Genomic DNA, 20,376 nt, shown 5'->3' with positions numbered 1-20,376 from the left:
CGAAAGCAAGAGGGCGGCATTTTTACCTCTCTTTCAGGTCCAGCAGCACCGTGCCGAACCAGGGGGCCAGGGCCTGCAAAATCCTCTCCCGCTCTTTGGCGGCCTGTTCCAGCTGCTGCCCCGGCAGCTGCAGCCGGGCCGCGCCGTGGAACACCCGCACCCGCAAATCCCTGTAGCCCAGGGAGAACAGCGCCTCCTCGGCGGCCTCTACCTTTTGCAGCGTCTCTGGGGCGATGGCCTCCCCGGTGGGCACCCGGGTGGCCAGGCAGGCGTAGGCGGGCTTGTCCCAGGTGAACAGCCCCGCCCCTTGGGAGAGGGCCCGCACCTGGGCCTTGGTGATGCCGCACTCCCGCAGGGGCGAGCGCACGGACAGCTCCCCCAGGGCCCGCATGCCGGGGCGGTCCCCGGCGTCGTCGGAGGCGTTGGTGCCGTCTATCAGCACGGGGTAGCCATCGGCCAGGGCCTGCTGCCGCAGCCTGCCGAACAGGGCCCGCTTGCAGTGGTAGCACCGGTCCGGGGGGTTTTCCGCCACGCAGGGGACTGCGAGCACATCCAGCTCCAGCACGGTGAGCTCCACCCCCAGCTGGGCGCAGAGGCGGCGGGCGTCCTCCAGCTCGAACCGGGGCTGGAAGGCGGTCTTGACAAAATAGGGCTTCACCTGGGCGCCATGCTCCAAGGCGGCGTACAGCAGGTAGGCAGAGTCCACCCCGCCGGAAAAGCCCAGGGCCACCCGGGGGCACTGCCGGAAAAACTCCTTCAGCTCCATAGCGCGCTCCTTTCCCTTCTAAAAAGACAACAGGAACCAAACCCGGCGCGCTTCGGCGCGCCCGATCTGCTTCCTGCGGAATCATTGTTTTCTCCATGATACCGGCCTTGGGGCCGGGTTCAGCCGCCCTGCTGGGCGGGGCCCCTTCCTGAGGCCCGCTTCTTTAAGTTTACAAGATGAATTCCCGGCCGTCAAGTGCAAAAAAATCCGCACCCCCAGCGCCCCGCGCCCCCTGCGCAGATGCAGCGCCTACAATAAAATAAGGGGGAAGGCCTTTCCCCCAAGTTTTTGAGGAGGGATGCAGGAATGCAGAAAAAAGGCGTGGATATCTCGGAGCACAACGGCAGTGTGGATTTTCAGGCATTGAAGAACGCGGGGGTGCAATTTGCCATCATCCGCCTGGGCTATGGCAGCGACTATGTGAGCCAGGATGACTCCCGGTTCTCCGAAAATGTCCGCAAGGCGGAAACGGCGGGCATGCCCTGGGGGGCGTACCTCTACAGCTACGCCAAAACCGCCGCAATGGCCCAGAGCGAGGCCCAGCACGCCCTGCGGCTGCTGGCGGGGAAAAAGCCGGCCTACGGCGTGTGGTTTGACGTGGAGGACGGCCAGATCTCCAGTGCTGATGTGGTTACTACCAGCCAAACCTTCTGCGGCGCGATGGAGGCGGCTGGGGTGTATGCGGGCATTTACGCCTCCCTCAGCTGGCTGAATGGAAAGCTGAACAGCCCGCTGCTTGACAAGTACGACAAATGGGTGGCCCAGTGGAACAGCATTTGCACCTACAAAAAGCCCTATGGGATTTGGCAATTCACGGACAGTCTGGCGGTGTCTGGGAAAAATTTTGACGGGAACTGGGCTTACAAGGACTATCCCAGCATCACCCAGGCGATGAGTGAACCGGAAAAGGAGGAACCGGATTTGACAGAAGCGGAAGTGAAGAAAATCGCCCGGCGGGAGATCGAGGCCTACTTTGCGGAGCTGGCAAAAAAGCCTGTGGCGGACTGGGCCCAGGAGGCCGTGGAGTTTGTCCAGCAGGAGGGCCTGATGCGCGGGGACGCGGAGGGCGGCTTCCGGCCCCAGAGCTTCATCACCCGGCAGGAGGTGGCGGCGGTGCTGAAAAACCTCTCGTGAACAGGGAAAGGGGCTGCCTTTGCGGGAAGCCCTTTTTCTATTTGTGCGCGCGCCGCCGGGCCAGAAGAAAGGCGGCCAAGTTCAGCGCCGCTGTGCACACCAGCAAAACCATCGCCGCCAGAAACCGGGCGTTGGCGGTGTCCTCCACCGTGGCCATGTCCTGCTCCACAAAGCGGGCCAGCAGGAACAGCTGGAACGTCACCGCCAGCGCGGCGAGGAAAAAGCTGCCAGCAGCCAGGACCCCGGCTTCCCCTTCATCCCCCCAAAAGCTGGGCCCAGGTCAGAAAGGCGGGGATTACAAAGGGCTTCTTTTTCATGAAAATCCCCCCTCTAAATAGAAGATGGTCAAATCGGCTGCGGCGCGGAGCAGCCACAGCGCCAGCAAGTGGGCGGGGTAAAACACATAGAAGAACCACTTGCCCTTTTTGGAGCCGGGCTGGCCGTTGTACAGGGCGATAATCCCCACCCCCGCCAGGGCGAACAGCGTTTGCCGCAGCATGCCCCCCAGGGCAGAGGGGTTTTCCATCCACCACAGGGGATAGGAAAACCCCTGAAAGTGGCTCACCACCACGTAGAGGAAAGCCACCACCGAGCCCAGGGCGATGATGCGGGCGGGCTTGCTCTCCCAGAACAGGTAGGGCAGCAGCACGCACAGCACCCCAAAGCCGCCGTAATCCGTACCCAAAACCTCGCACAGCAGGACGATGGCCGCCACGGGCGCCACCGCCGCCCAGGCCCAGCGCCTGCCCTTGCTCCTGCAGAACTTGACGATCTGGCAGCAGGCGGCCCCGGCCAGCAGGGTGAAGAACACGTTGAAAAGGCCAAAGGCCTGGGAACCGGCCCTCAGGGCCAGGCGGTAGGGAATCTCGGAAAGCACGGCAAAGAGCAGCAGCCGCCCCAGGTAGCGCCGGGCGCTGTGGGTGTACACGCACCCCTGGGCGATGCCGTAGGCGAAGATGGGAAAGGCCATCCGGCCCACATCCCGCATCAAGCCGGAGCAGAGGGGAGGGAGCCAGCCTCCCAGCACCGCCGCCGTGTGGTCGATGAGCATGGCCGCGATGGCCACCCATTTCAAGACGTTCCAGGTCATGGGGATGCCTCCTTTTTCAAAGGATAGGATAAACTCTCCACCCCCATCATAGCACGCCCGGGCAACAAATACAATTTAAATCAAAGCTCTCAGTGGAAATTCAGCAAAAAAACAAATCGCCCCTCCATTTTTTAGAGGGGCGGACAAAAAAGCGCCGGTGGCTTGGCTCTTCCAAACACCGGCGCTTTCAGCGGGGACTTATTCGGGATAGTTCAGGTTCTTCTCGGTGGGGTGCTCCAGCGCCTCGGCCAGGTACTTCTTGGCCAGGAACCGCGCCATGGGCAGGTTCTGGTCCAGGTAGTTGCCGCAGTCCTTGGCAGCGGCGCCGGGGATCTCCCCCTCATACTCCGCGATGAAGCGGAAGGTGTCCCGCACCAGGGGCACCACGTCCTGGGATTGGTAATCCCCGGCCAGGATGAGGTAACAGCCGGTGCGGCAGCCCATGGGCCCAAAGTAGATGACCTTCTCCTTCCAGTGGGGCTCGTTGCGCAGATAGGTGGCGGCCAGGTGCTCGATGGTGTGAAGCTCGGCGGTGTTCATCACCGGCTCCCGGTTGGGCGCGCACATCCGCAGGTCAAAGGTGGTGAGGACCTCTTGGCCCACATGGTCCTTTCGGGACACATAGACCCCGGGGAGCAGGTCCAGGTGGTTTACCGTAAAGCTGGCAATCTTTTCCATGGCGCTCTCTTTCCCCCCGCTTATTTGCCGTAGCCGTTGGGGTGGCTCTCGTGCCACTTCCAGGCGCTCTGGATAATGGTCTCCAGGTCGTCGTACTGGGGCTTCCAGCCCAGGACGGTCTTGGCCTTCTCGCTGCTTGCCACCAGCTGGGCGGGGTCGCCGGCCCGACGGGGGGTGATCTGGGCGGGGATGGCGTGGCCGGTCACCTTGCGGGCGGTCTCGATGACCTCTTTCACGGTGAAGCCCACCCCGTTGCCCAGGTTGAAGATGGAGCTCTCGCCGCCGTTTTGCAGGTACTCCATGGCCAGGATGTGGGCCTGGGCCAGGTCGGTGACGTGGATGTAATCCCGCACGCAGGTGCCGTCCCGGGTGTCGTAGTCATCGCCGTAGATGGAGACCTGCTCCCGCTGGCCCAGGGGCACCTGGAGGATCAGGGGGATGAGGTGGGTTTCCGGGTGGTGGGCCTCGCCGATCTGGCCGGACTTGTGGGCGCCGCAGGCGTTGAAGTACCGCAGGCTCACATAGCGCAGGCCGTGGGCCTGGCCCACCCAGTGGAACATCCGCTCCATAGAGAGCTTGGTCTCGCCATAGGTGTTGGTGGGGTGGGTGGGGTCCGTCTCCAGGATGGGGATATTCTCCGGCTCGCCGTAGGTGGCGGCGGTGGAGGAGAACACAATCTTGTCAATGCCGTGGGCCACCATGGACTCCAGCAGCACCTTGGTGCCGCACAGGTTGTTGTCGTAGTACTTCAGGGGCTTTGTCATGCTCTCCCCCACCAGGGAGTTGGCCGCGAAGTGGATGACCCCCTCGATGGGCTCTTTCTCAAAGAGCATGTCACAGAAGGCCCGGTCCCGGATATCCCCCTGATAGAAACGGGCCTTGGGGTGGACCGCCTCCATGTGGCCGGTCTCCAGGTTGTCCGCAATCACCACATCCACACCGTTGTCAATCAGCTCGTACGCTGTGTGGGAGCCGATGTAGCCGGCCCCGCCCAATACCAAGATCGCCATGCTGCCATACCTCCTGTAAAATTTTTCGCGGCAGGTTGCTTTCTGCCTTTGTTATTATTATAATGAGAATGTAGGCAGAAAAACAACAAGGATATTGGCCTGTTCTTTTCTTATATTGAGGTTTTCTATGGAACTGCGGGTAAATTTGGACAAGCGGGAGCTGAAGGCCCACGGCACCTATGAGTTCCCGGTGAACATCAGCCGCAAGCGGCTCTCCTCCTACGGGACGGGGTCCTTCCCCTGGCACTGGCACGATGAGGTGGAGCTGACCCTGGTCCTCTCTGGGGAGATCGACTACCGGGTCAATGACAGCCGCTATCTGCTGAAGGCCGGAGAGGGCCTTTTCTGCAACGCGGACGCCCTCCACTCTGGCTGCCGTGTGGAAAGCGGCCAGGACTGCGACTATGTCTCCCTCACCTTCCACCCCCGGCTGCTGGGGGGGTATGAGGGCTGCGTCATCCGGCGGAAGTTTGTGGACCGCATTGTAAGCAGCGGCGCCCTCCCCTCCCTGCGGCTCTCTCCGGAGGAGCCCTGGCAGGCCCGGGCCCTAGAGGCCCTTCAGGGCATTTACCGGCTCTCTCAAGACCGGCCGGAGACCTATGAGCTGGAGGTGCAGCGGCTGCTTTTGGGCATTTGGGGGGACCTGTACCGCCACTGGGAGGACCAGGGCGCGCCCCCCTCTGACCCGGAGCGGATGGAGCGCCTGCGGGTCATCCTCTCCTACCTTCACGAAAACTACGGGGAGAAGATCACCCTGGAGGACGTGGCAAAGCAGGTGGGGCTGTGCAAAAGCGAGTGCTGCCGGTTTTTCCGGCGGCAGATGCGCCAGTCCCTGTTCGAGTACCTGCTGGATTACCGCATTGGGCGCAGCCTGCCCCTGTTAAAGGCGGGGCGGCTCACGGTGGCGGAGGTGGCCTCTCAGGTGGGGTTCTCCAACCCGGCGTACTTCTCCAAGGTGTTCCGCACCCGGATGAAGCTCTCCCCCCGGGAGTATCAAAAGCAGGGCGCTCTTAAGGCCGCCCAGAAGCGGGAAGGAGGCGCGCCGTGAAGGGGGCCTTGCATCGCTTTTCTCTAGAGGGCCGGCCCTGTGCCTGCTTTGCGCCCCAGGAGGAGGGCCCCCTCCCCCTGCTGGTGCTCTGCGGGTGGGGTATGGAGGAGAAGCTGCCCAGCCTTTCCCAGGAGCTTCCCCCGGCCCTGCTGTTTTTCGCCCGGGCCGAAGGGGGCCGGGACTTCACCCCCTGGCCCGCGCCCGGCGTCCGGGAGGGGGAGGCCTTTACAGGGGAGGCGGACGGCTACCTGGAGTTCCTCACGGAGACCGCCCTGCCCTATTTGGAAAGGGAATACGGGGCCAGCCCCCGGCCGGAGGGGCGGGGGATTTTGGGCTACTCCCTGGGCGGGCTGTTCGCCCTATGGGCCCAGGCCCAGAGCGGAGCCTTTCAGACGGCAGGGTCCCTGTCCGGCTCCCTGTGGTACCCGGGCTGGATGGACTACATGGAACAGCACCCGCCCCGGCCGGGGGAGAAGATCTACCTCTCCCTGGGGGACCGGGAAGAGTTTGGCGGGCCGCCCCTGCTGCGCACTGTGGGGGACTGCACCCGCCGGGCCCACGCCTTTTATAAGGAAAAGGGCCTTGACACGGTGCTGGAATGGAACAAGGGCGGCCACGGCAAGGGCGTGGACGCCCGGTGGAAAAAGGCCCTGGCCTGGATGTGCCGGGCCGTGGACGAGAAAGAAGGAGGCAGGAAAACGCGGTGAAACAGCAATCTTTCTTTGAGCGGGAGGACCCCCGGGACATCCCCCTGGCCACCCGCATGCGGCCCCGCACCCTGGAGGAATTCGTGGGGCAGGAGCACCTGCTGGGAGAGGGCAAGGTGCTGCGCCAGCTTATCGAGCAGGACCGGGTCTCCTCCATGATCTTCTGGGGGCCGCCCGGGGTGGGCAAGACCACCCTGGCCCGGATCATCGCCGGGAGGACCCAGTCCAACTTCATCAATTTCAGCGCCGTGACCAGCGGCATCAAGGAGATCAAGGCCGTCATGGCAGAGGCGGAGCAGAACCGGCTGATGGGGGAGCGGACCCTCCTCTTTGTGGACGAGATCCACCGGTTCAACAAGGCCCAGCAGGACGCCTTCCTGCCCTTTGTGGAGAAGGGCAGCATTGTGCTCATCGGCGCCACCACGGAGAACCCCTCCTTTGAGGTGAACTCCGCCCTTTTGTCCCGGTGCAAGGTGTTTGTGCTGCAGGCCCTCACCCCGGAGGACCTGGTAAAGCTCCTTCAAAACGCGCTGCGGGACCCCCGGGGCTTTGGGGGCCAGGACATCCGCCTGGAGGAGGGGATGCTGGAGGCCATTGCCAACTTTGCCAACGGGGACGCCCGCACCGCCCTGGGCACCCTGGAGATGGTGGTCCTCAACGGCCGCCGGGAGCGGGAGGCGGTGACGGTTACCCAGGATATCCTGGAGCAGTGCGTCAGCCGCAAGAGCCTGCTCTATGACAAGAACGGGGAGGAGCACTACAACCTGATCTCCGCCCTGCACAAGTCCATGCGCAACTCCGACCCGGACGCGGCCGTCTACTGGCTGGCCCGGATGCTGGAGGCCGGGGAGGACCCCCTCTATGTGGCCCGGCGGCTCATCCGCTTTGCCAGCGAGGACGTGGGCATGGCGGACTCCCGGGCTTTGGAGATCGCTACGGCCTGCTACCAGGCCTGCCACTTCATCGGCATGCCCGAGTGCAGCGTCACCCTGACCCACTGCGTGGTGTACCTCTCCCTGGCGCCCAAGTCCAACGCCCTGTACAAAGCCTATGAAGCCGCCAAGAGGGATGCCCAGAAAATGCTGGCGGAGCCGGTGCCGCTGGTCATCCGCAACGCCCCCACCCGGCTGATGAAGGACCTCCACTACGGGGAAGGGTATGTGTACGCCCACGACACAGAGGAAAAGCTGACCAGCATGCAGTGCCTGCCAGACTCCCTTTTGGGGCGCGCCTATTACCGCCCCACCCAGCAGGGCAGCGAGGCCCGGGCAGCCCAGCGGCTGGAGCAGATCCAGGCCTGGAAGCGGGCCCACTCCCCCGCCCCCCAAGAGCCCGACAAAAAATCTTGAAATTTCCCCAGGAAATTCTCTATTCAATATTTGTTCAAAGAACTTTAACATTCATTGACATTCTTTCCTTCCCCCAGTATAATCGTCCTATGGGCGCGTGTTCCGCGCGCCAGCCCTTCGGGGCGGGGCCTTTGGGGCGCCCCCTGCCTGTGCGGCTTTGAGAAAAGGCAGGGGCGGCGGCCCGCAAGGGGCCTCGCTGCCGGCCGCTTGAGCGGTAACATTTTTAGGAAGGTGAGTTAATGGAAAAGTTCTTCAAACTCAAGGAAAACGGCACCACGGTCAGCCGCGAGATCATCGCCGGCCTGACGACTTTCTTCGCCATGGCCTACATCATCGTGGTGAACCCCAACACTCTGAGCGGCCGGGCCGGCGGCTTGGAGGAGGAGCTGATGCCCTGGGGCGCCGTGTTCCTGGCCACCATCATTGCCTCCATCATCGGCACCCTGGTGATGGGCCTGGTGGCAAACGTCCCCTACGCTCAGGCGCCCGGCATGGGCCTGAACGCGTTCTTCGTGTACACCGTCTGCCTGGGCCTGGGCTTCACCTGGCAGCAGACCCTGTCCATGGTGTTCATCTGCGGTTTAATTAACATCCTCATCACGGTGACGAAGATCCGCAAGTTCATCATCAAGTCCATCCCCCGCAGCCTGCAGAACGCCATTGGCGGCGGCATTGGCATCTTTGTGGCCTACATTGGCTTTTTGAACGTGGGCTTTGTGAACTTTGGCTCTGGCGTGCCCGCCATGGCCACCCTGAACACCAACGTGCTGTGGCTGTTCATCATCGGCCTGGTAATCACCATTGTGCTGCTGGTTTTGAACGTGAAGGGCGCCATTCTGATTGGCATTGTGGCCACCGCCATCATCGGCATTCCCATGCAGGTCACCTCTCTGGGCAGCTCCATCAGCTTTACAGAGGCCTGCCAGCAGCTGCCCACCACCTTCTGCGCCATCTTCACCCCCGCGGGCCTGCCCTCCCTGTTCGCTGACGCGGCGAAGATCCCCCTGGTGCTGATCACCATTTTTGCCTTCAGCATTTCCGACACCTTCGACACCATCGGCACCTTCATTGGCACCGGCCGCCGCACCGGCATCTTCTCTGATGAGGACGAGAAGGCCATGGAGACCAAGGCCGGCTTCCACTCTAAGATGGACAAGGCCCTGTTCGCCGACGCCACCGCCACTTCCATTGGCGCCATCTTCGGCACCAGCAACACCACCACCTTTGTGGAGAGCGCTGCCGGCATTGGCGCTGGCGGCCGCACGGGCCTTACCAGCGTGGTGGTTGCCATCTGCTTTGCGCTGAGCGCCTTCCTGGCCACCTTTGTCAGCGCCATCCCCTCCGCCGCCACGGCTCCCGCCCTGGTGCTGGTGGGCGTGATGATGACCTCCTCCTTCAAGGAGATCCAGTGGGACGATCTGTCTGAGGCCATCCCCGCCTTCTTCGCGGGCATCTTCATGGCCCTGTGCTACAGCATCTCCTACGGCATTGCCATGGGCTTTATCACCTACTGCATTGTGAAGGTGTGCAAGGGCGAGGCCAAAAAGGTCCATCCCATCCTGTGGGTGGTCACCGCTCTGTTCGTGCTCAACTTCATCCTGCTGGCGGTTATCTAAAGCCGGGAATCCATCCAGCAAAAAGCGCCCTGTTTGCCACGGGGCGCTTTTCATTTGCCCTTTTCCGGGTGCCGCGGAAACAGGCAAGGAAAAAGCCGCCCGGGAATTTCGGACGGCGGAGAGAGGGAGGTAAAATCTATGAAAAAAGCAAGTGGGGGAAGAGTGTCCCCCTTGGGGGCCTCTTCTTCTGCTGTGCTTATAGAATACCCCCCTTTTTTGAACTTCCGTTGAACAGGTTCTGAGTTTTTCATTAAGCCTCTCTTAACAGATTGCGAACAGCTTTGCTGTTGCGCCCCGGGCGGTTCTCTGGTATGATAGGGAGAGCAAATGGAAAGGAAGGGTCTTTATGGAACTTCAGGCGCTGTTAGAGAAAGCGGAGCCCATCCTCCGCCAGGCGGGGGAGCTGGTGCGCTCCATCCCCCACCCGGCGGTGTACTCCAAAGAGGGGCACGCCAATTTCGTCACGGAGGCGGACATGGCCTCTCAGCAATTTTTGATGGAACACCTCTCTCCCCTGCTGCCGGAGGCCCGCTTTTTTGCCGAGGAGCAGGAGGAAAACAAGATGGCCCCCGGATTTAACTGGGTGATCGACCCCATCGACGGCACCACCAACTTCATCCGGGGCTACCAGCCCTCGGCCATCTCCGTGGGGCTGGTGAAGGACGGCCAGGGCGTGATGGGCCTGGTGCTGGACCTGGGCACCGGCGAGCTGTTCACCGCCGTGCGGGGCGGGGGCGCCTTCTGCAACGGGAATCCCCTTCAGGGGGCCCAGGCGCCCCTGGAAAACGCTGTCATTGTGTTTGGCACCGCCCCCTATTACCGGGAGCTGGCGGACGCCACCTTTGCCGCCGCCAAGGAGCTGTTCCTTTGCTGCGGAGACCTGCGCCGGAGCGGCTCTGCGGCCCTGGACCTGTGCCACGTGGCGGCGGGCCAGTGCGACGGCTTTTTTGAGGCCCGCCTCTCCCCCTGGGACTACGCCGCCGCTTCCGTCATCCTGCGGGAGGCGGGCTGCCCCCTGGACACCCTCCCGGGCCAAGCCTTCTCCTATGAGAAGCCCCAAGCCATTCTGGCCGGCTCTCCCGCCGTATACCCCGCCCTGCGGGAGATTGTGGGGCGCTGCCTGGGCTGAGCCCCCGGTTATAAAAATCCCCCGGCTGGACACCCTAGCTTTCAGGGGTGACGCATTGGCTTATACGGATTTAAACGCCCTGCTGGCGGGCAGCTCCAGCAGCAGGAGCTATTTCCTCTCCCTGCCAGTGGAGTTACAGATGCAGCTCCACCGGCGGGAGGAGCTCATCCACACGGCAGAGGACCTGCACCGGGTTGCCCTGCTGCTGGCCCGCCAGCGGGAATGGGACCGGCCCTGGAACGGGCCCTGACAAAAAAGCGCCTTTTGCAAGGCGCTTTTTTACTGCCGCTTTAGGCTGCGGCTCTCCTGCAGGGTGCAGCCCTCCCGGCTGTACCGGGCTTTCTCATAGAGCTGGTGGAGCTGGGCATCCCGCAGGCCCGCCCCCTCCTCAATCTCCCGGGGGGCAGCCCACACCGGCGGGGGCTCCTTGGAGACCTGCAGCACGGCCCGCCGGTATTTCCTGCGCACCTGGGCATTAGGGGAACGGTCCCACAGGCGGGGGCGCTGCCTCTTCCGCCGGGGGGCTTCCTCCGGCTTCTCCTGGGGCCCCCGCAGGTACTGCACCACGTCCCGGTGGTCCACAAAGGAACTGCGAAAGGTCCGCAGCAGGCAGTAGGCCCCGTAGAGCAGCGCCGCCCCTGCCAGGCCCCCCGTCAGGGCCCACAGCAGATAGCTGAGGAACGGCGGGAACTGGAAGCTGCTCCCCTGCCCCAGCTGGTCCAGCCACTGGGGCCGCTCCATGGCGGCGGGCGTTTCGGGGGTTTGGACCTGGGCCTGCACCGTGACCTCCCGGGTCTGGGGGTCGATGCGGAACACGCCCTCTTCCGTGACCAGGGCCGGCAGCAGCAGGGCCCCCGCCAGCACCAGCATGCCCAGCAGGGCCAGGCCGCTGGTGCGCACGATGCGCTTGGCCGGAACCCCCGCCCTGTCCCGGTTGAGGGAGAGGTATTGGTCGATGGTGCGGAAGCCATGCCACCCGGCCCACAGCAGCAGGTACACCGCCGCCCACACCAGGCTGGCCTTTTGCAGCCAGGGCTCTCCCATCACCGCGCTGTACAGGAAGGGCGCCAAAAACAGCGCCGCCGCCGGAAGCAGGGGCCGGTCCAGGGCGGAATCCACCGGGTCCTCGGAAAGGCTGTTCTTCCCCCGCAGGAGGCACACCAGCGCCAGGGGCGCCATGGCCGCAGGGTGGCCCAGCAGCAGCCACGTCAGGCCGCAGAGGGCCAAACTCAACAGGGAGAACTGCCACAGCTTGCGGCAAAGCTGGGCGCCCACGTCTGCCAAAGCCAGGGGAAGCAGGGCCAGCAGGCCCCGCCACAGGCCCAGGGGCAGGGCGCCCCCGCCCTGGAAGATCCACAGGAGCAGGCCGTAATACAGCAGGTACAGCAGCCCGCAGTGGCACCAGCCCAGGGCCCGCAGCACCCACTGGCGCCAAGTTCCCAGATCTGTCAGCCGTTTCATCTTCTTCCCCCTTTCACACTTCCCAGTAGAAGCGGTGGACCGCCCCCAGCCGCGGCTGTTCTTCCGGCACCTCCAGGCAGGGGGTGATGTGCACCCACTCCCGCTGGCCCGCCCGCTGGGCGAACTCCCAGGCCAGGTCCTCCCGCAGGCTGCGGGAGACCAGCACGCACAGCAGGCTGCTGTCCCCCTCTGGGAAGGAGGACTGGATGGGCGCAAGCCCATTGCCCGCCTGAAGGCAGGCGAAGCTCTTGCGCAGGGAGAGGACGCTGCCCGCGCCGGAGACCTCTGGCAGGTCCAGGGGGCGGCCGCTGTGCACGTCCACCCCGTTGGAGGCGACGCTCAGCCGCACCCCCGCCTCCAGCAGGCGGGAACACAGGGCGCAGGCCACCCGCACCGCCTCCTCGTTGAGCACATCCGCCTGCTGGACGCCCAGGCCCTCCATATCCAGCAGCACCGCCACCTTCTGGGAGAGGGTGGACTCGTGGATATTCACCAGCATGTTCCCCGTTTTGGCGGTGGCCTTCCAATTGATGTACTTCATGGGGTCGCTCTTGGTGTACTCCCGCAGGCCGGCGAACTCGAAGGGGTCGTCGTAGACCTTCTTCCGGCTGAGCACGCTGCCCATAATCTGGGAAAAGGGGATTTGGATGCGCTGGGTGGGTACGGGCCGGGGCAGCACATAGAAATCCGTGCTTTGGGGCGAGGTGCCCACATATTTTTTAGAGAGCAGCAGGCTGCGCACATCCAGGCCCGCCTGGCCGATGGCGTAATACCCCCGGCGGGCGCAGCGGAACTCTAAGGTGCGGGTGATCTTTTGGCGCGCCCCCAGGGCGAACACGTCCCGGCGGTAGGAGCGGTCGCTGACGGCGGTGTTGGCCTCGTCGGAAAAGCGTAGGCCCTTGTCCATGTGGAAGTCGATTTCCACCACCGGCAGGGGCAGCAGCTTGTCGTTGACCACCACCTCTGCGAGAAGGGCGGTGTCGTCCTCCACAGCGTACTCCTCCTGGAAGGACACCTTCACCTCCAGGCCCTTGCTCCAAAGCCTGTCATACAAAAAGGACTGGAGGAAAAGCAGCGCCGCCAGCAGGAGGAGAATCCCCAGCGCGGCCATGTCACCTGGACCAGTCCTCCGTGGGCAGGGCCACGGAGGAGAGCAGGGAGGCCGCCGCCTCTTTCTGTGCCTGGGAAGAGCCCGCCATGCCGCTGACCGCCAGCCGGTGGGCGATGACCGGCACCCCCACCTCTTTGATATCCTCCGGCGTGACAAACTGGCGCCCCTCCACCAGGGCCTTGGCCTGGGAGGCCCGCATCAGGGCCAGGGTGCCCCGGGGGCTGACCCCCAGCTCTACCCCCCGCATCTGCCGGGAAGCGTGGGCCAGGTCCACCATGTAGTCCAGCAGCGCCGGGTGGATATAGACCTTCCGCGCCGCGGCCTGCAGCTCCACAATCTGCTCTTTGGAGCACACCGGCGCCAGGGACTCCAGGGGTTCGCTGTCCTGGAAGCGCTCTAAGATCTGGCGCTCCTGGGCCTTGGTGGGCATGTCCATGGAGATGCGCAGCAAAAACCGGTCCAGCTGGGCCTCTGGCAGGGGGTAGGTGCCCAGGGTCTCCACCGGGTTCTGGGTGGCGATGACAAAGAAGGGGGGCTCCAGCCGGCGGGTCACCCCGTCCACCGTCACCTGGCCCTCGGCCATGCACTCCAACAGGGCGGACTGGGTGCGGGGCGTGGCCCGGTTGATCTCATCCGCCAGCAGGATGCTGCAGAACACCGGCCCCGGGCTGAACACAAAGTCCCCGGCCTTGCGGTCAAAGAAGTTCAAACCTGTCACATCCGAGGGCAGCAGGTCCGGAGTGAACTGCACCCGCCCAAAGGCGGCGTCCACGCTTTTGGCCAGGGAGCGGGCCAGCACCGTCTTGCCCATGCCGGGCACGTCCTCGATGAGCACATGCCCCCCGGCGATCAGGGTAGTCAGCAGCAGGGAGGCCGCCCGCTCCTCCCCCACCAGCACAGTTTGAATGTTCGCCCGGATGGCAGACAAGATGTTTTCCATAAAAAATGCCTCTCTTTCCAGAAAGTATGCTTTATTATAACAGGGTTTTAGGATGGATACAAGAGACGCCCGCCCTTGACAAGCGCCCGATTTTCCCCCATAATGAAAAAAGAATGCTTTCAGGAGGCGCGGCTATGCGGCAATGTATGGATGCGGAAAACCTGCACCGGCGGCTGAAAAAAATCATCGGCCAGGTGCAGGCCATCGACCGGATGATCGACGAGGACGTGCCCTGCGAGGACATCCTCTCCCAGATCAACGCGGCCAAGTCGGCCCTGCACAAGGCGGGCCAGGTGGTGCTGGAGGGGCACATCAAGCACTGCGTTCGGGACGGCATTGAGCACGGGGACGCGGACCAGACCATTCAGAATTTTACAAAGGCAGTGGAGCGCTTTGCCAACATGAACTGAGGGGCCGGCCGGAGGGGCGGGCCTTTCTTTTTCCGGAAAAAAAGGGGGGGAACCCCTTTCCCACCTCTTGACAACCTATACCCCTATAGGTATATTATAAAGACAGCCCTGACAAACTCCCTGTGCGAAGGAGGCTTTCCTCATGAAAGCGTTGCAAAAATTTCTGGACTGGGGCGGCACGCGGAAGGACGTGGCCCTGCTGGTTCTCTCGGGCCTTTCCCTGCTTCTCAGCATCTTCCATCCGCTGCCCCTGCCCTTTGACGCCGCCTGGGTGGCCATTGTGCTGTGCGGCGTCCCCATTGTTTTAGAAGCCGTCATCGGCCTGGTGACGGAATTTGACATCAAGGCCGACGTGCTGGTGTCCATCGCCCTGATTGCCTCGGTAATCATTGGGGAGGACTTCGCCGCCGGAGAGGTGGCCTTCATCATGCAGCTGGGCGGCCTGCTGGAAGACCTGACCGTGGCCCGGGCCCGGGCGGGCATTGAGCGGCTGGTAAAGCTCACCCCCCGCACCGCCCGGGTGCTTCGGGAGGGGAAGGAAACCATTCTGCCCGCGGAGCAGGTGCAGGTGGGGGACCGCCTGCGGGTGCTGCCGGGAGAGACCATTCCCGTGGATGGGACCATCCTCTCCGGGCAGACCTCCATCAACCAGGCGGTGATGACCGGGGAGTCCCTCCCTGTGGATCTGGGGCCGGGGGACCCGGTCTCCAGCGGCACCGTAAACCAGTTTGGCGCCTTTGAGATGGAGGCCTCCCGGGTGGGGGAGGACAGCTCCATCCAGCGGATGATCCGCCTGGTGCAGTCCGCCGACGCGGGCAAGGCCAAAATTGTGGGCCTGGCGGACCGGTGGGCCACCTGGATTGTGGTAATCGCCCTGACCGCTGCCGCCGTCACCTGGGCGGTGACGGGGGAGATCATCCGGGCGGTGACCATTTTGGTGGTCTTCTGCCCCTGCGCCCTGGTGCTGGCCACCCCCACAGCCATTATGGCGGCCATTGGCAACGCCACCAAGCACGGCTTCCTTGTCCGGGAGGGGGACGCTTTGGAGCGGCTCTCCAAGGTGAGCCACATCACCTTTGACAAAACCGGCACCCTCACTTTTGGACGGCCCCAGGTAGTGCAGGTGAAGAGCCTGGACGCAGCCCTCTCCCCCTCTCAGCTCTACGCCTGGGCCGCGGGGGCGGAGGCCCGCTCAGAGCACCCTCTGGGCAAGGCCATTGTCCGGTGCTATCAGGAAGCGGGGCACCCACAGCTCCCCGAGCCGGAGGACTTCCAAATGCTTCCAGGCCGCGGGGTGCGGGCCCAAGTGCAGGGCACCCATGTGCTGGCGGGCAACCCGGCGCTTCTGCGGGAGGCGGGGGTTGCCCTTTCCCCCCAGGCGGAACAGGCTGCCGGGGAGTTCCTCTCCCAAGGCTGCACGGTGGTGTACTTGGCGGCGGACGGAAAGCTGGCCGGCTTCCTCGCCCTGGCGGACACCCTGCGCCCTGACGCGGCCCAGACCATCGCCCAGGTAAAGGCGGCGGGGGTCACTCCCGTGCTGCTGACTGGGGACCACCAAGAGGCGGCCCAAGCCATCGCCCGGCAGCTGGGAATCGGCCAGGTGAAATGGAGCTGCCTGCCCCAGGACAAGCTGGATATCATCGACGGGTATCAGGGCCGGGGCCAGCCTGTCTGCATGATCGGCGACGGCATCAACGACGCCCCCGCCCTGAAAAAGGCCCAGGTGGGCATCGCCATGGGGGGCATTGGCAGCGACATTGCCGTGGACGCCGCGGATATCGCCCTGGTCAACGACGACATCCGCCAGGTGCCCCACCTGCTGCGGCTGGCAAAGCGGATGATGGCGGTCATCCAGTGCAACCTGAGCTTCTCCATGGGGCTGAATTTCCTGGCAATCCTGTTAGCCATAACCGGCATTCTGAACCCGGTGGTGGGGGCCCTGGTGCACAACGCCGGGTCGGTGGTAGTCATCGTTCACTCCGCCTTTCTGCTGCGGTTCCGCGGCGTGAAAAAAGCCGGGTAACTCCCTCTGAAAAGCCATAGAAAGGCCCGCTCCCAGCCTGGGAGCGGGCCTTTCTGCCGCTTTTGGCGCATGGTCAGTTTTCGGGAAGCCAGACGCGCATCTGGTTCTCCCCCCGGTTGCCCCAAGTGTAATAGGGCACCAGGCGAATGTCCGCCGCCTCCCGCGGGGGGCGTTGCCGGGTGTAAAGCTCCTCTGCGGGCCTGGCCTTCCAGCCCTCGGCCACCAGGGGGACGATGCCTCCCAGCAGGCCCGGGTCATAGGGCTTCTCCCACAGGGCCCCGCCCTCCCGCAGGGAAAGGGAGAGCACGTCGCCGCCGTTGTCCACGCCCTCGGCGCAGTAGACCACCGGGCCCCGCTGCACCGCCGCGCAGCCCGTATCCGCGGGCACCCGGCTGGTGGCGTAAACCTTATAGGGGGCCATGTCAAAGGAGAGCTCGATCACATCGCCTTCCCCATAGGAGCGGGCCACATAGGCGTAGCCATCCTGGAGCAGGGCGCCCAGGTCCTGCTCCTCCCCATTGACCCGCAGGCAGGTTTGAGCGCTCCATGAGGGGATGTGGAAGGCCAAGGCGGCCTCCGCCTGCCCGTGGAAGGTGAACCGGGCGGTGCCCTGCCGGGGGTAATCCGTCTCACAGGAGAGGGACCAGCCCTGGGAGCTCTTCACGGCGCCCCCCAGGTACAGGTGAATGAAGAAAGCCTTCTCCCCCTCCCCGTAGGCGTAGCTGCCGATGGAGGACAGAAGCCGGGCCACGTTGGGCGGGCAGCAGGCGCAGGCGTACCACGCGGGACGCTGGGGGTCCACATGGCGCTGGGTGGCCGCTTTGCCGGAGATGCCCGGCACCACTTCCAGGGGGTTGCAGTAGAAGAAGCGCTTGCCGTCCAGCTGCATCCCCGCCAGCACCGTGTTGTACAGGGCCCGCTCCATCACGTCGGCGTACTCGCCCTTGGCCTCCAGCTGGAGCATCCGCCGGGCAAAGAAGATCAGCCCGATGGAAGCGCAGGTCTCCGCGTAGACGGTGGCGTTGGGCAGGTCGTAATCCACGGTGAAGGCCTCTCCCAGCACGGTGGAGCCAATGCCCCCGGTGACGTACATCTGCCGGTGGGTGACGCTCTCCCACAGGGCGCGGCAGGCCTTGGCAAGGCCCTGGTCCCCGGTCTCCCCGGCCAGGTCCGCCATGGCCGTGTACAGGTACACCGCCCGCACGGCGTGGCCCACGGCGTCCTTCTGCTCCCGCACGGGAAGGGTGCTCTGGGTGTAGTCGGTATCGTTGGCGTCGTTGCCGGTGGGGCCCCACACGTTCCAGCCCCGGCGGGCCTTTTCCTCAATAAAGTAGTTGGGGGACTGGCCCCGCACCTCTAGGAAATGGGCGCACAGCTCCTTGTACTTCTCGTTGCCGCTGGCCCGGTACAGCCGCAGCAGCGCCAGCTCCACCTCCGGGTGGCCGGAGTAGCCCTGGGGGCATTCCTCCATAAAATGGCTGTAGATGCAGCCGGCGTTTTTCTCCATGATCTTCAAAAAGCGGTCCTTGCCGGTGGCCTCATAGTAGGCGCAGGCGGCCTCCATCAGGTGGCCCGCACAGTAGAGCTCGTGGGCCTCCTGCAGGTTGGTCCACCTCCGGTCCGGCTCTTTGACGGTGAAGTAGGAGTTCAAATACCCGTCCTCCTGCTGCACCTGGGCGAGCAGCTCCACCACGCTGTCCACCTCCCGCTCTAGGGCGGGGTCGGGGCACTGGCCCAGGGAATAGGCGGCCGCCTCCAGCCACTTGGCCACGTCGCTGTCTTGGAACACCATGCCGTAAAACTCCCCGGAAAGGGCCTCTCCCCGGTTCTTCTGGGCGGCCAGGCGCAGGTTCTCCAGGGCATGGCTCTTCTCCACGCCTTCCAGTTTATCCTCCAGCACCTGGTATTGATAGGGGATGACCTTCTCCCGCACCAGCCTTTGATAGGCGGGCAGAAGGCCCTCGCCCCCTTGGAAGGCCGTCACCGGCACTTCGCGGCTCATCTTCATATCCACTCTCTCCCTTCTGGAACGATCCAGGTCTGGGCCCATCATAGCACAAAGGAATTGTACGGACAAGAGGGATTTTGAAAAAACGCGCTATTCCTTTCGGGAACAAAAAAAGACGGACCCAAAAGGTCCGTCCCATTTGGAGCGGAAGACGAGGCTCGAACTCGCTACCTCCACCTTGGCAAGGTGGCGCTCTACCAGATGAGCTACTCCCGCACAATTGCCGCTGTTTTTCAGCGCTTGATTATTATAACGGATGGAACCGGCGTTGTCAAGAACTTTTTTTAAAAAAGCAAGGGCCGGGCTCTCCAAGGAGAACCGGCCCCGCCTGTTTTCAAAGGGATGTTCAGATCTTCTGGACATTCACAGCCCGCAGCTTGGAGCTGTTCTTGGGATCGGGCTCGGTCTCGAAGGTGACCTTCTGGCCCTCTTCCAGGGTTTTGAAGCCGTCGGCCACAATGGCGGAGAAATGCACAAACACGTCGTCGCCGCCTTCATCGTTGGAGATGAAGCCATAGCCCTTTTCTGCGTTGAACCACTTAACTGTACCGTTCATAAATCGGCACCTCCTAGAGATAAGATCGTATCATGCTAGCAGCACCGGCCGCCGGTTGCCCGGCGTTTGAAAGGCTTCACCGAAGAAGGAGACCCCCGGATTAAAAAAGCTCACAGTTCAGATAAGCCATTCAGACAGTCCTAAATGACTTACAAAGCTGTGAGTCCATCTTTACGCGCTATCAGAATACAGCTTCACTATATCATTCTCCCCGGGGTTTGTCAAGCGTTTTTCACAAAAACCCTTCGACATTTTTCCTCTTCCCCAGCAGAGCACAGAAGGCCCTGACAAAAAGAGCCTCTTCCCCTGTTCATCCCCGGCCCATTATGGTATACTATCTGCATGCTGCTTTGCAATGCCCGGCCCGCGCGGGGCACGGAAGATCGGAGGGAAAGCGATATGTTACAGCCCAAGGCCCTGGCTGTCATCAGCGAGGTGCGTAAAGCCATTCTGGGAAAGGACACTGTGGTCTGCAAGGTGCTCATGGCCATTCTGGCCCGGGGGCACATCCTGCTGGAGGACAACCCCGGCGTGGGAAAAACCACCCTGGCCCTGGCCTTTTCCAAAGCCATGAGCCTGCAATACAACCGGGTGCAGTTCACCCCCGAGGTGATGCCCGCCGACGTGGTGGGCTTCTCTGTGTGGGACCGGGACACGGGGGGCTTTACCTACCGGCCCGGCGCAGCCCTGTGCAACCTCTTTTTGGCTGATGAGATCAACCGCACCAGCGCCAAAACCCAAAGCGCCCTGCTGGAAGCCATGGAGGAGGGCCAGGTCACTGTGGACAGCGTGAGCCACCCCCTGCCCCGGCCCTTCACGGTTATCGCCACCCAGAACCCCCTGGGCACCGCAGGCACCCAACCCCTGCCAGAGTCTCAGCTGGACCGGTTCATGCTGCGGCTGTCCATCGGCTACCCCTCCCTGGAGCAGGAGGTGCTGATTCTAAAGCAGACCGAGGGCGGCCGCCCCGTGGACTCCATCCGCCGGGTGGCCACCCTGGAGGAGGTGCTGCAGATGCAGGAGGAAGTGGCCCAGGTCCATGTGGCGGAGGAGCTGTACCGCTTTGTGGCACAGCTGTGCGCCGCCACCCGGGAGCACCCCCTCATCCGCATGGGCGCCAGCCCCCGGGCCGGCGGGGCCCTGGTGCGGGCCTGCCGGGCCTCCGCCTGGATGGCGGGGCGGGACTATATCATCCCCGAGGACATCCGGCTGCTCTACTACAACGCCTTGGAGCACCGCATTGTGCCGGACCCCCAGGCACGGCTCAGCGGCCGGACCCCCCACGCCCTGCTGGACGAGGTGTGGGAGTCTGTCCCCAGCCCCAAAGCCGTGGGCTGAGG

General features: G+C 63.7%; 20 protein-coding genes and 1 tRNA gene. 10 read left to right on the top strand and 11 right to left on the bottom strand.

The annotated features are described in order from the left end of the window. Positions 1-22: 22 nt before the first annotated feature. A complete protein-coding gene (gene larE, locus ODJ80_RS08135; RefSeq protein WP_263041689.1) occupies positions 23-766 on the bottom strand; it encodes an ATP-dependent sacrificial sulfur transferase LarE in 744 nt (247 codons plus the stop codon). A 306-nt stretch (positions 767-1,072) separates the two neighbouring features. Here larE and ODJ80_RS08130 point away from each other — a divergent pair, with 306 nt between their 5' ends. Continuing rightward, on the top strand, positions 1,073-1,900 hold the full coding sequence (locus tag ODJ80_RS08130; RefSeq protein WP_263041688.1) for a GH25 family lysozyme: 828 nt from the start codon (positions 1,073-1,075) through the stop codon (positions 1,898-1,900). Between the two features lie 37 nt (positions 1,901-1,937). On the opposite strand, the gene ODJ80_RS08125 is transcribed toward ODJ80_RS08130, so the two are convergent. The 4 genes from ODJ80_RS08125 to galE form a co-directional block, all read right to left on the bottom strand. Further along, positions 1,938-2,102: a hypothetical protein gene (locus ODJ80_RS08125; RefSeq protein ID WP_263041687.1), complete on the bottom strand. Its 165-nt coding sequence runs from the start codon at positions 2,100-2,102 to the stop codon at positions 1,938-1,940. Positions 2,103-2,213: 111 nt separating this feature from the next. Then, positions 2,214-2,990, bottom strand: a complete 777-nt coding sequence (locus tag ODJ80_RS08120; protein ID WP_263041686.1) for a conjugal transfer protein TraX — start codon at positions 2,988-2,990, stop codon at positions 2,214-2,216. Positions 2,991-3,188: 198 nt separating this feature from the next. Next, complete coding sequence (locus tag ODJ80_RS08115; RefSeq protein ID WP_178865057.1) at positions 3,189-3,668, bottom strand: S-ribosylhomocysteine lyase; 480 nt, start codon at positions 3,666-3,668, stop codon at positions 3,189-3,191. Between the two features lie 20 nt (positions 3,669-3,688). Beyond that, entirely contained in the window at positions 3,689-4,678 is a 990-nt protein-coding gene (galE, locus tag ODJ80_RS08110) for a UDP-glucose 4-epimerase GalE (RefSeq protein ID WP_263041685.1), read from the bottom strand. Positions 4,679-4,805: 127 nt separating this feature from the next. On the opposite strand from galE, the gene ODJ80_RS08105 reads away from it, so the two are divergent. From ODJ80_RS08105 to ODJ80_RS08080, 6 genes are all read left to right on the top strand, one after another. Next, positions 4,806-5,726: an AraC family transcriptional regulator gene (locus ODJ80_RS08105; protein WP_178865055.1), complete on the top strand. Its 921-nt coding sequence runs from the start codon at positions 4,806-4,808 to the stop codon at positions 5,724-5,726. Beyond that, a complete protein-coding gene (locus ODJ80_RS08100) occupies positions 5,723-6,433 on the top strand; it encodes an alpha/beta hydrolase (protein WP_263041684.1) in 711 nt (236 codons plus the stop codon). Before ODJ80_RS08105 ends, ODJ80_RS08100 begins: the two co-directional genes overlap by 4 nt. A gap of 56 nt (positions 6,434-6,489) precedes the next feature. Then, complete coding sequence (locus ODJ80_RS08095) at positions 6,490-7,782, top strand: replication-associated recombination protein A (RefSeq protein WP_442863905.1); 1,293 nt, start codon at positions 6,490-6,492, stop codon at positions 7,780-7,782. Between the two features lie 239 nt (positions 7,783-8,021). Further along, positions 8,022-9,398 (top strand): NCS2 family permease, encoded by a 1,377-nt coding sequence (locus ODJ80_RS08090; RefSeq protein WP_263041682.1) that lies wholly within the window; start codon positions 8,022-8,024, stop codon positions 9,396-9,398. A 346-nt stretch (positions 9,399-9,744) separates the two neighbouring features. After that, positions 9,745-10,527 (top strand): inositol monophosphatase family protein, encoded by a 783-nt coding sequence (locus tag ODJ80_RS08085; protein ID WP_263041681.1) that lies wholly within the window; start codon positions 9,745-9,747, stop codon positions 10,525-10,527. 55 nt (positions 10,528-10,582) lie between these two features. Then, positions 10,583-10,777: a hypothetical protein gene (locus ODJ80_RS08080; protein WP_178514639.1), complete on the top strand. Its 195-nt coding sequence runs from the start codon at positions 10,583-10,585 to the stop codon at positions 10,775-10,777. A 29-nt stretch (positions 10,778-10,806) separates the two neighbouring features. Here ODJ80_RS08080 and ODJ80_RS08075 read toward each other — a convergent pair whose 3' ends face one another. Genes ODJ80_RS08075 through ODJ80_RS08065 form a run of 3 tightly spaced genes read right to left on the bottom strand, consistent with a single transcriptional unit; the run spans position 10,807 to position 14,039 of the window. Continuing rightward, entirely contained in the window at positions 10,807-11,988 is a 1,182-nt protein-coding gene (locus ODJ80_RS08075) for a hypothetical protein (RefSeq protein WP_263041680.1), read from the bottom strand. A 13-nt stretch (positions 11,989-12,001) separates the two neighbouring features. Next, the gene (locus tag ODJ80_RS08070) at positions 12,002-13,099 is read right to left on the bottom strand and encodes a DUF58 domain-containing protein (protein ID WP_263041679.1); all 1,098 of its coding nucleotides are present in this window, start codon (positions 13,097-13,099) and stop codon (positions 12,002-12,004) included. A gap of 1 nt (position 13,100) precedes the next feature. Then, positions 13,101-14,039: an AAA family ATPase gene (locus ODJ80_RS08065; RefSeq protein WP_263041678.1), complete on the bottom strand. Its 939-nt coding sequence runs from the start codon at positions 14,037-14,039 to the stop codon at positions 13,101-13,103. Between the two features lie 134 nt (positions 14,040-14,173). Here ODJ80_RS08065 and ODJ80_RS08060 point away from each other — a divergent pair, with 134 nt between their 5' ends. After that, positions 14,174-14,449, top strand: a complete 276-nt coding sequence (locus ODJ80_RS08060; protein WP_178514643.1) for a metal-sensing transcriptional repressor — start codon at positions 14,174-14,176, stop codon at positions 14,447-14,449. 142 nt (positions 14,450-14,591) lie between these two features. Beyond that, positions 14,592-16,472: a heavy metal translocating P-type ATPase gene (locus ODJ80_RS08055; RefSeq protein ID WP_263041677.1), complete on the top strand. Its 1,881-nt coding sequence runs from the start codon at positions 14,592-14,594 to the stop codon at positions 16,470-16,472. Positions 16,473-16,545: 73 nt separating this feature from the next. On the opposite strand, the gene ODJ80_RS08050 is transcribed toward ODJ80_RS08055, so the two are convergent. From ODJ80_RS08050 to ODJ80_RS08040, 3 genes are all read right to left on the bottom strand, one after another. After that, positions 16,546-18,480, bottom strand: a complete 1,935-nt coding sequence (locus ODJ80_RS08050) for a glycoside hydrolase family 127 protein (RefSeq protein WP_263041676.1) — start codon at positions 18,478-18,480, stop codon at positions 16,546-16,548. A gap of 140 nt (positions 18,481-18,620) precedes the next feature. Beyond that, a tRNA-Gly gene (locus tag ODJ80_RS08045) sits at positions 18,621-18,696 on the bottom strand. Between the two features lie 130 nt (positions 18,697-18,826). Continuing rightward, positions 18,827-19,036, bottom strand: a complete 210-nt coding sequence (locus tag ODJ80_RS08040) for a cold-shock protein (RefSeq protein ID WP_177692577.1) — start codon at positions 19,034-19,036, stop codon at positions 18,827-18,829. 399 nt (positions 19,037-19,435) lie between these two features. Here ODJ80_RS08040 and ODJ80_RS08035 point away from each other — a divergent pair, with 399 nt between their 5' ends. Beyond that, a complete protein-coding gene (locus ODJ80_RS08035; protein WP_263041675.1) occupies positions 19,436-20,374 on the top strand; it encodes an AAA family ATPase in 939 nt (312 codons plus the stop codon). The last annotated feature ends 2 nt before the right edge of the window (positions 20,375-20,376 follow it).

Origin of the sequence: Acutalibacter sp. LFL-21, from assembly GCF_025630755.1 — a bacterium.
Classification (GTDB): domain Bacteria; phylum Bacillota; class Clostridia; order Oscillospirales; family Acutalibacteraceae; genus Acutalibacter; species Acutalibacter stercoravium.
This window is presented reverse-complemented; position numbering and strand designations above follow the sequence as displayed.

Bases quoted from the DNA above. Each gene is read 5' to 3' on its own strand.
- ODJ80_RS08105 (WP_178865055.1), top strand. From the start codon at position 4,806: ATGGAACTGCGGGTAAATTTGGACAAGCGGGAGCTGAAGGCCCACGGC.
- ODJ80_RS08070 (WP_263041679.1), bottom strand. From the start codon at position 13,099: ATGGCCGCGCTGGGGATTCTCCTCCTGCTGGCGGCGCTGCTTTTCCTC.
- ODJ80_RS08050 (WP_263041676.1), bottom strand. From the start codon at position 18,480: ATGAAGATGAGCCGCGAAGTGCCGGTGACGGCCTTCCAAGGGGGCGAG.
- ODJ80_RS08085 (WP_263041681.1), top strand. From the start codon at position 9,745: ATGGAACTTCAGGCGCTGTTAGAGAAAGCGGAGCCCATCCTCCGCCAG.
- ODJ80_RS08115 (WP_178865057.1), bottom strand. From the start codon at position 3,668: ATGGAAAAGATTGCCAGCTTTACGGTAAACCACCTGGACCTGCTCCCC.
- ODJ80_RS08120 (WP_263041686.1), bottom strand. From the start codon at position 2,990: ATGACCTGGAACGTCTTGAAATGGGTGGCCATCGCGGCCATGCTCATC.
- ODJ80_RS08060 (WP_178514643.1), top strand. From the start codon at position 14,174: ATGCGGCAATGTATGGATGCGGAAAACCTGCACCGGCGGCTGAAAAAA.
- ODJ80_RS08055 (WP_263041677.1), top strand. From the start codon at position 14,592: ATGAAAGCGTTGCAAAAATTTCTGGACTGGGGCGGCACGCGGAAGGAC.
- ODJ80_RS08065 (WP_263041678.1), bottom strand. From the start codon at position 14,039: ATGGAAAACATCTTGTCTGCCATCCGGGCGAACATTCAAACTGTGCTG.
- ODJ80_RS08095 (WP_442863905.1), top strand. From the start codon at position 6,490: ATGCGGCCCCGCACCCTGGAGGAATTCGTGGGGCAGGAGCACCTGCTG.
- ODJ80_RS08035 (WP_263041675.1), top strand. From the start codon at position 19,436: ATGTTACAGCCCAAGGCCCTGGCTGTCATCAGCGAGGTGCGTAAAGCC.
- ODJ80_RS08130 (WP_263041688.1), top strand. From the start codon at position 1,073: ATGCAGAAAAAAGGCGTGGATATCTCGGAGCACAACGGCAGTGTGGAT.
- larE (WP_263041689.1), bottom strand. From the start codon at position 766: ATGGAGCTGAAGGAGTTTTTCCGGCAGTGCCCCCGGGTGGCCCTGGGC.
- ODJ80_RS08090 (WP_263041682.1), top strand. From the start codon at position 8,022: ATGGAAAAGTTCTTCAAACTCAAGGAAAACGGCACCACGGTCAGCCGC.
- ODJ80_RS08075 (WP_263041680.1), bottom strand. From the start codon at position 11,988: ATGAAACGGCTGACAGATCTGGGAACTTGGCGCCAGTGGGTGCTGCGG.
- ODJ80_RS08040 (WP_177692577.1), bottom strand. From the start codon at position 19,036: ATGAACGGTACAGTTAAGTGGTTCAACGCAGAAAAGGGCTATGGCTTC.
- galE (WP_263041685.1), bottom strand. From the start codon at position 4,678: ATGGCGATCTTGGTATTGGGCGGGGCCGGCTACATCGGCTCCCACACA.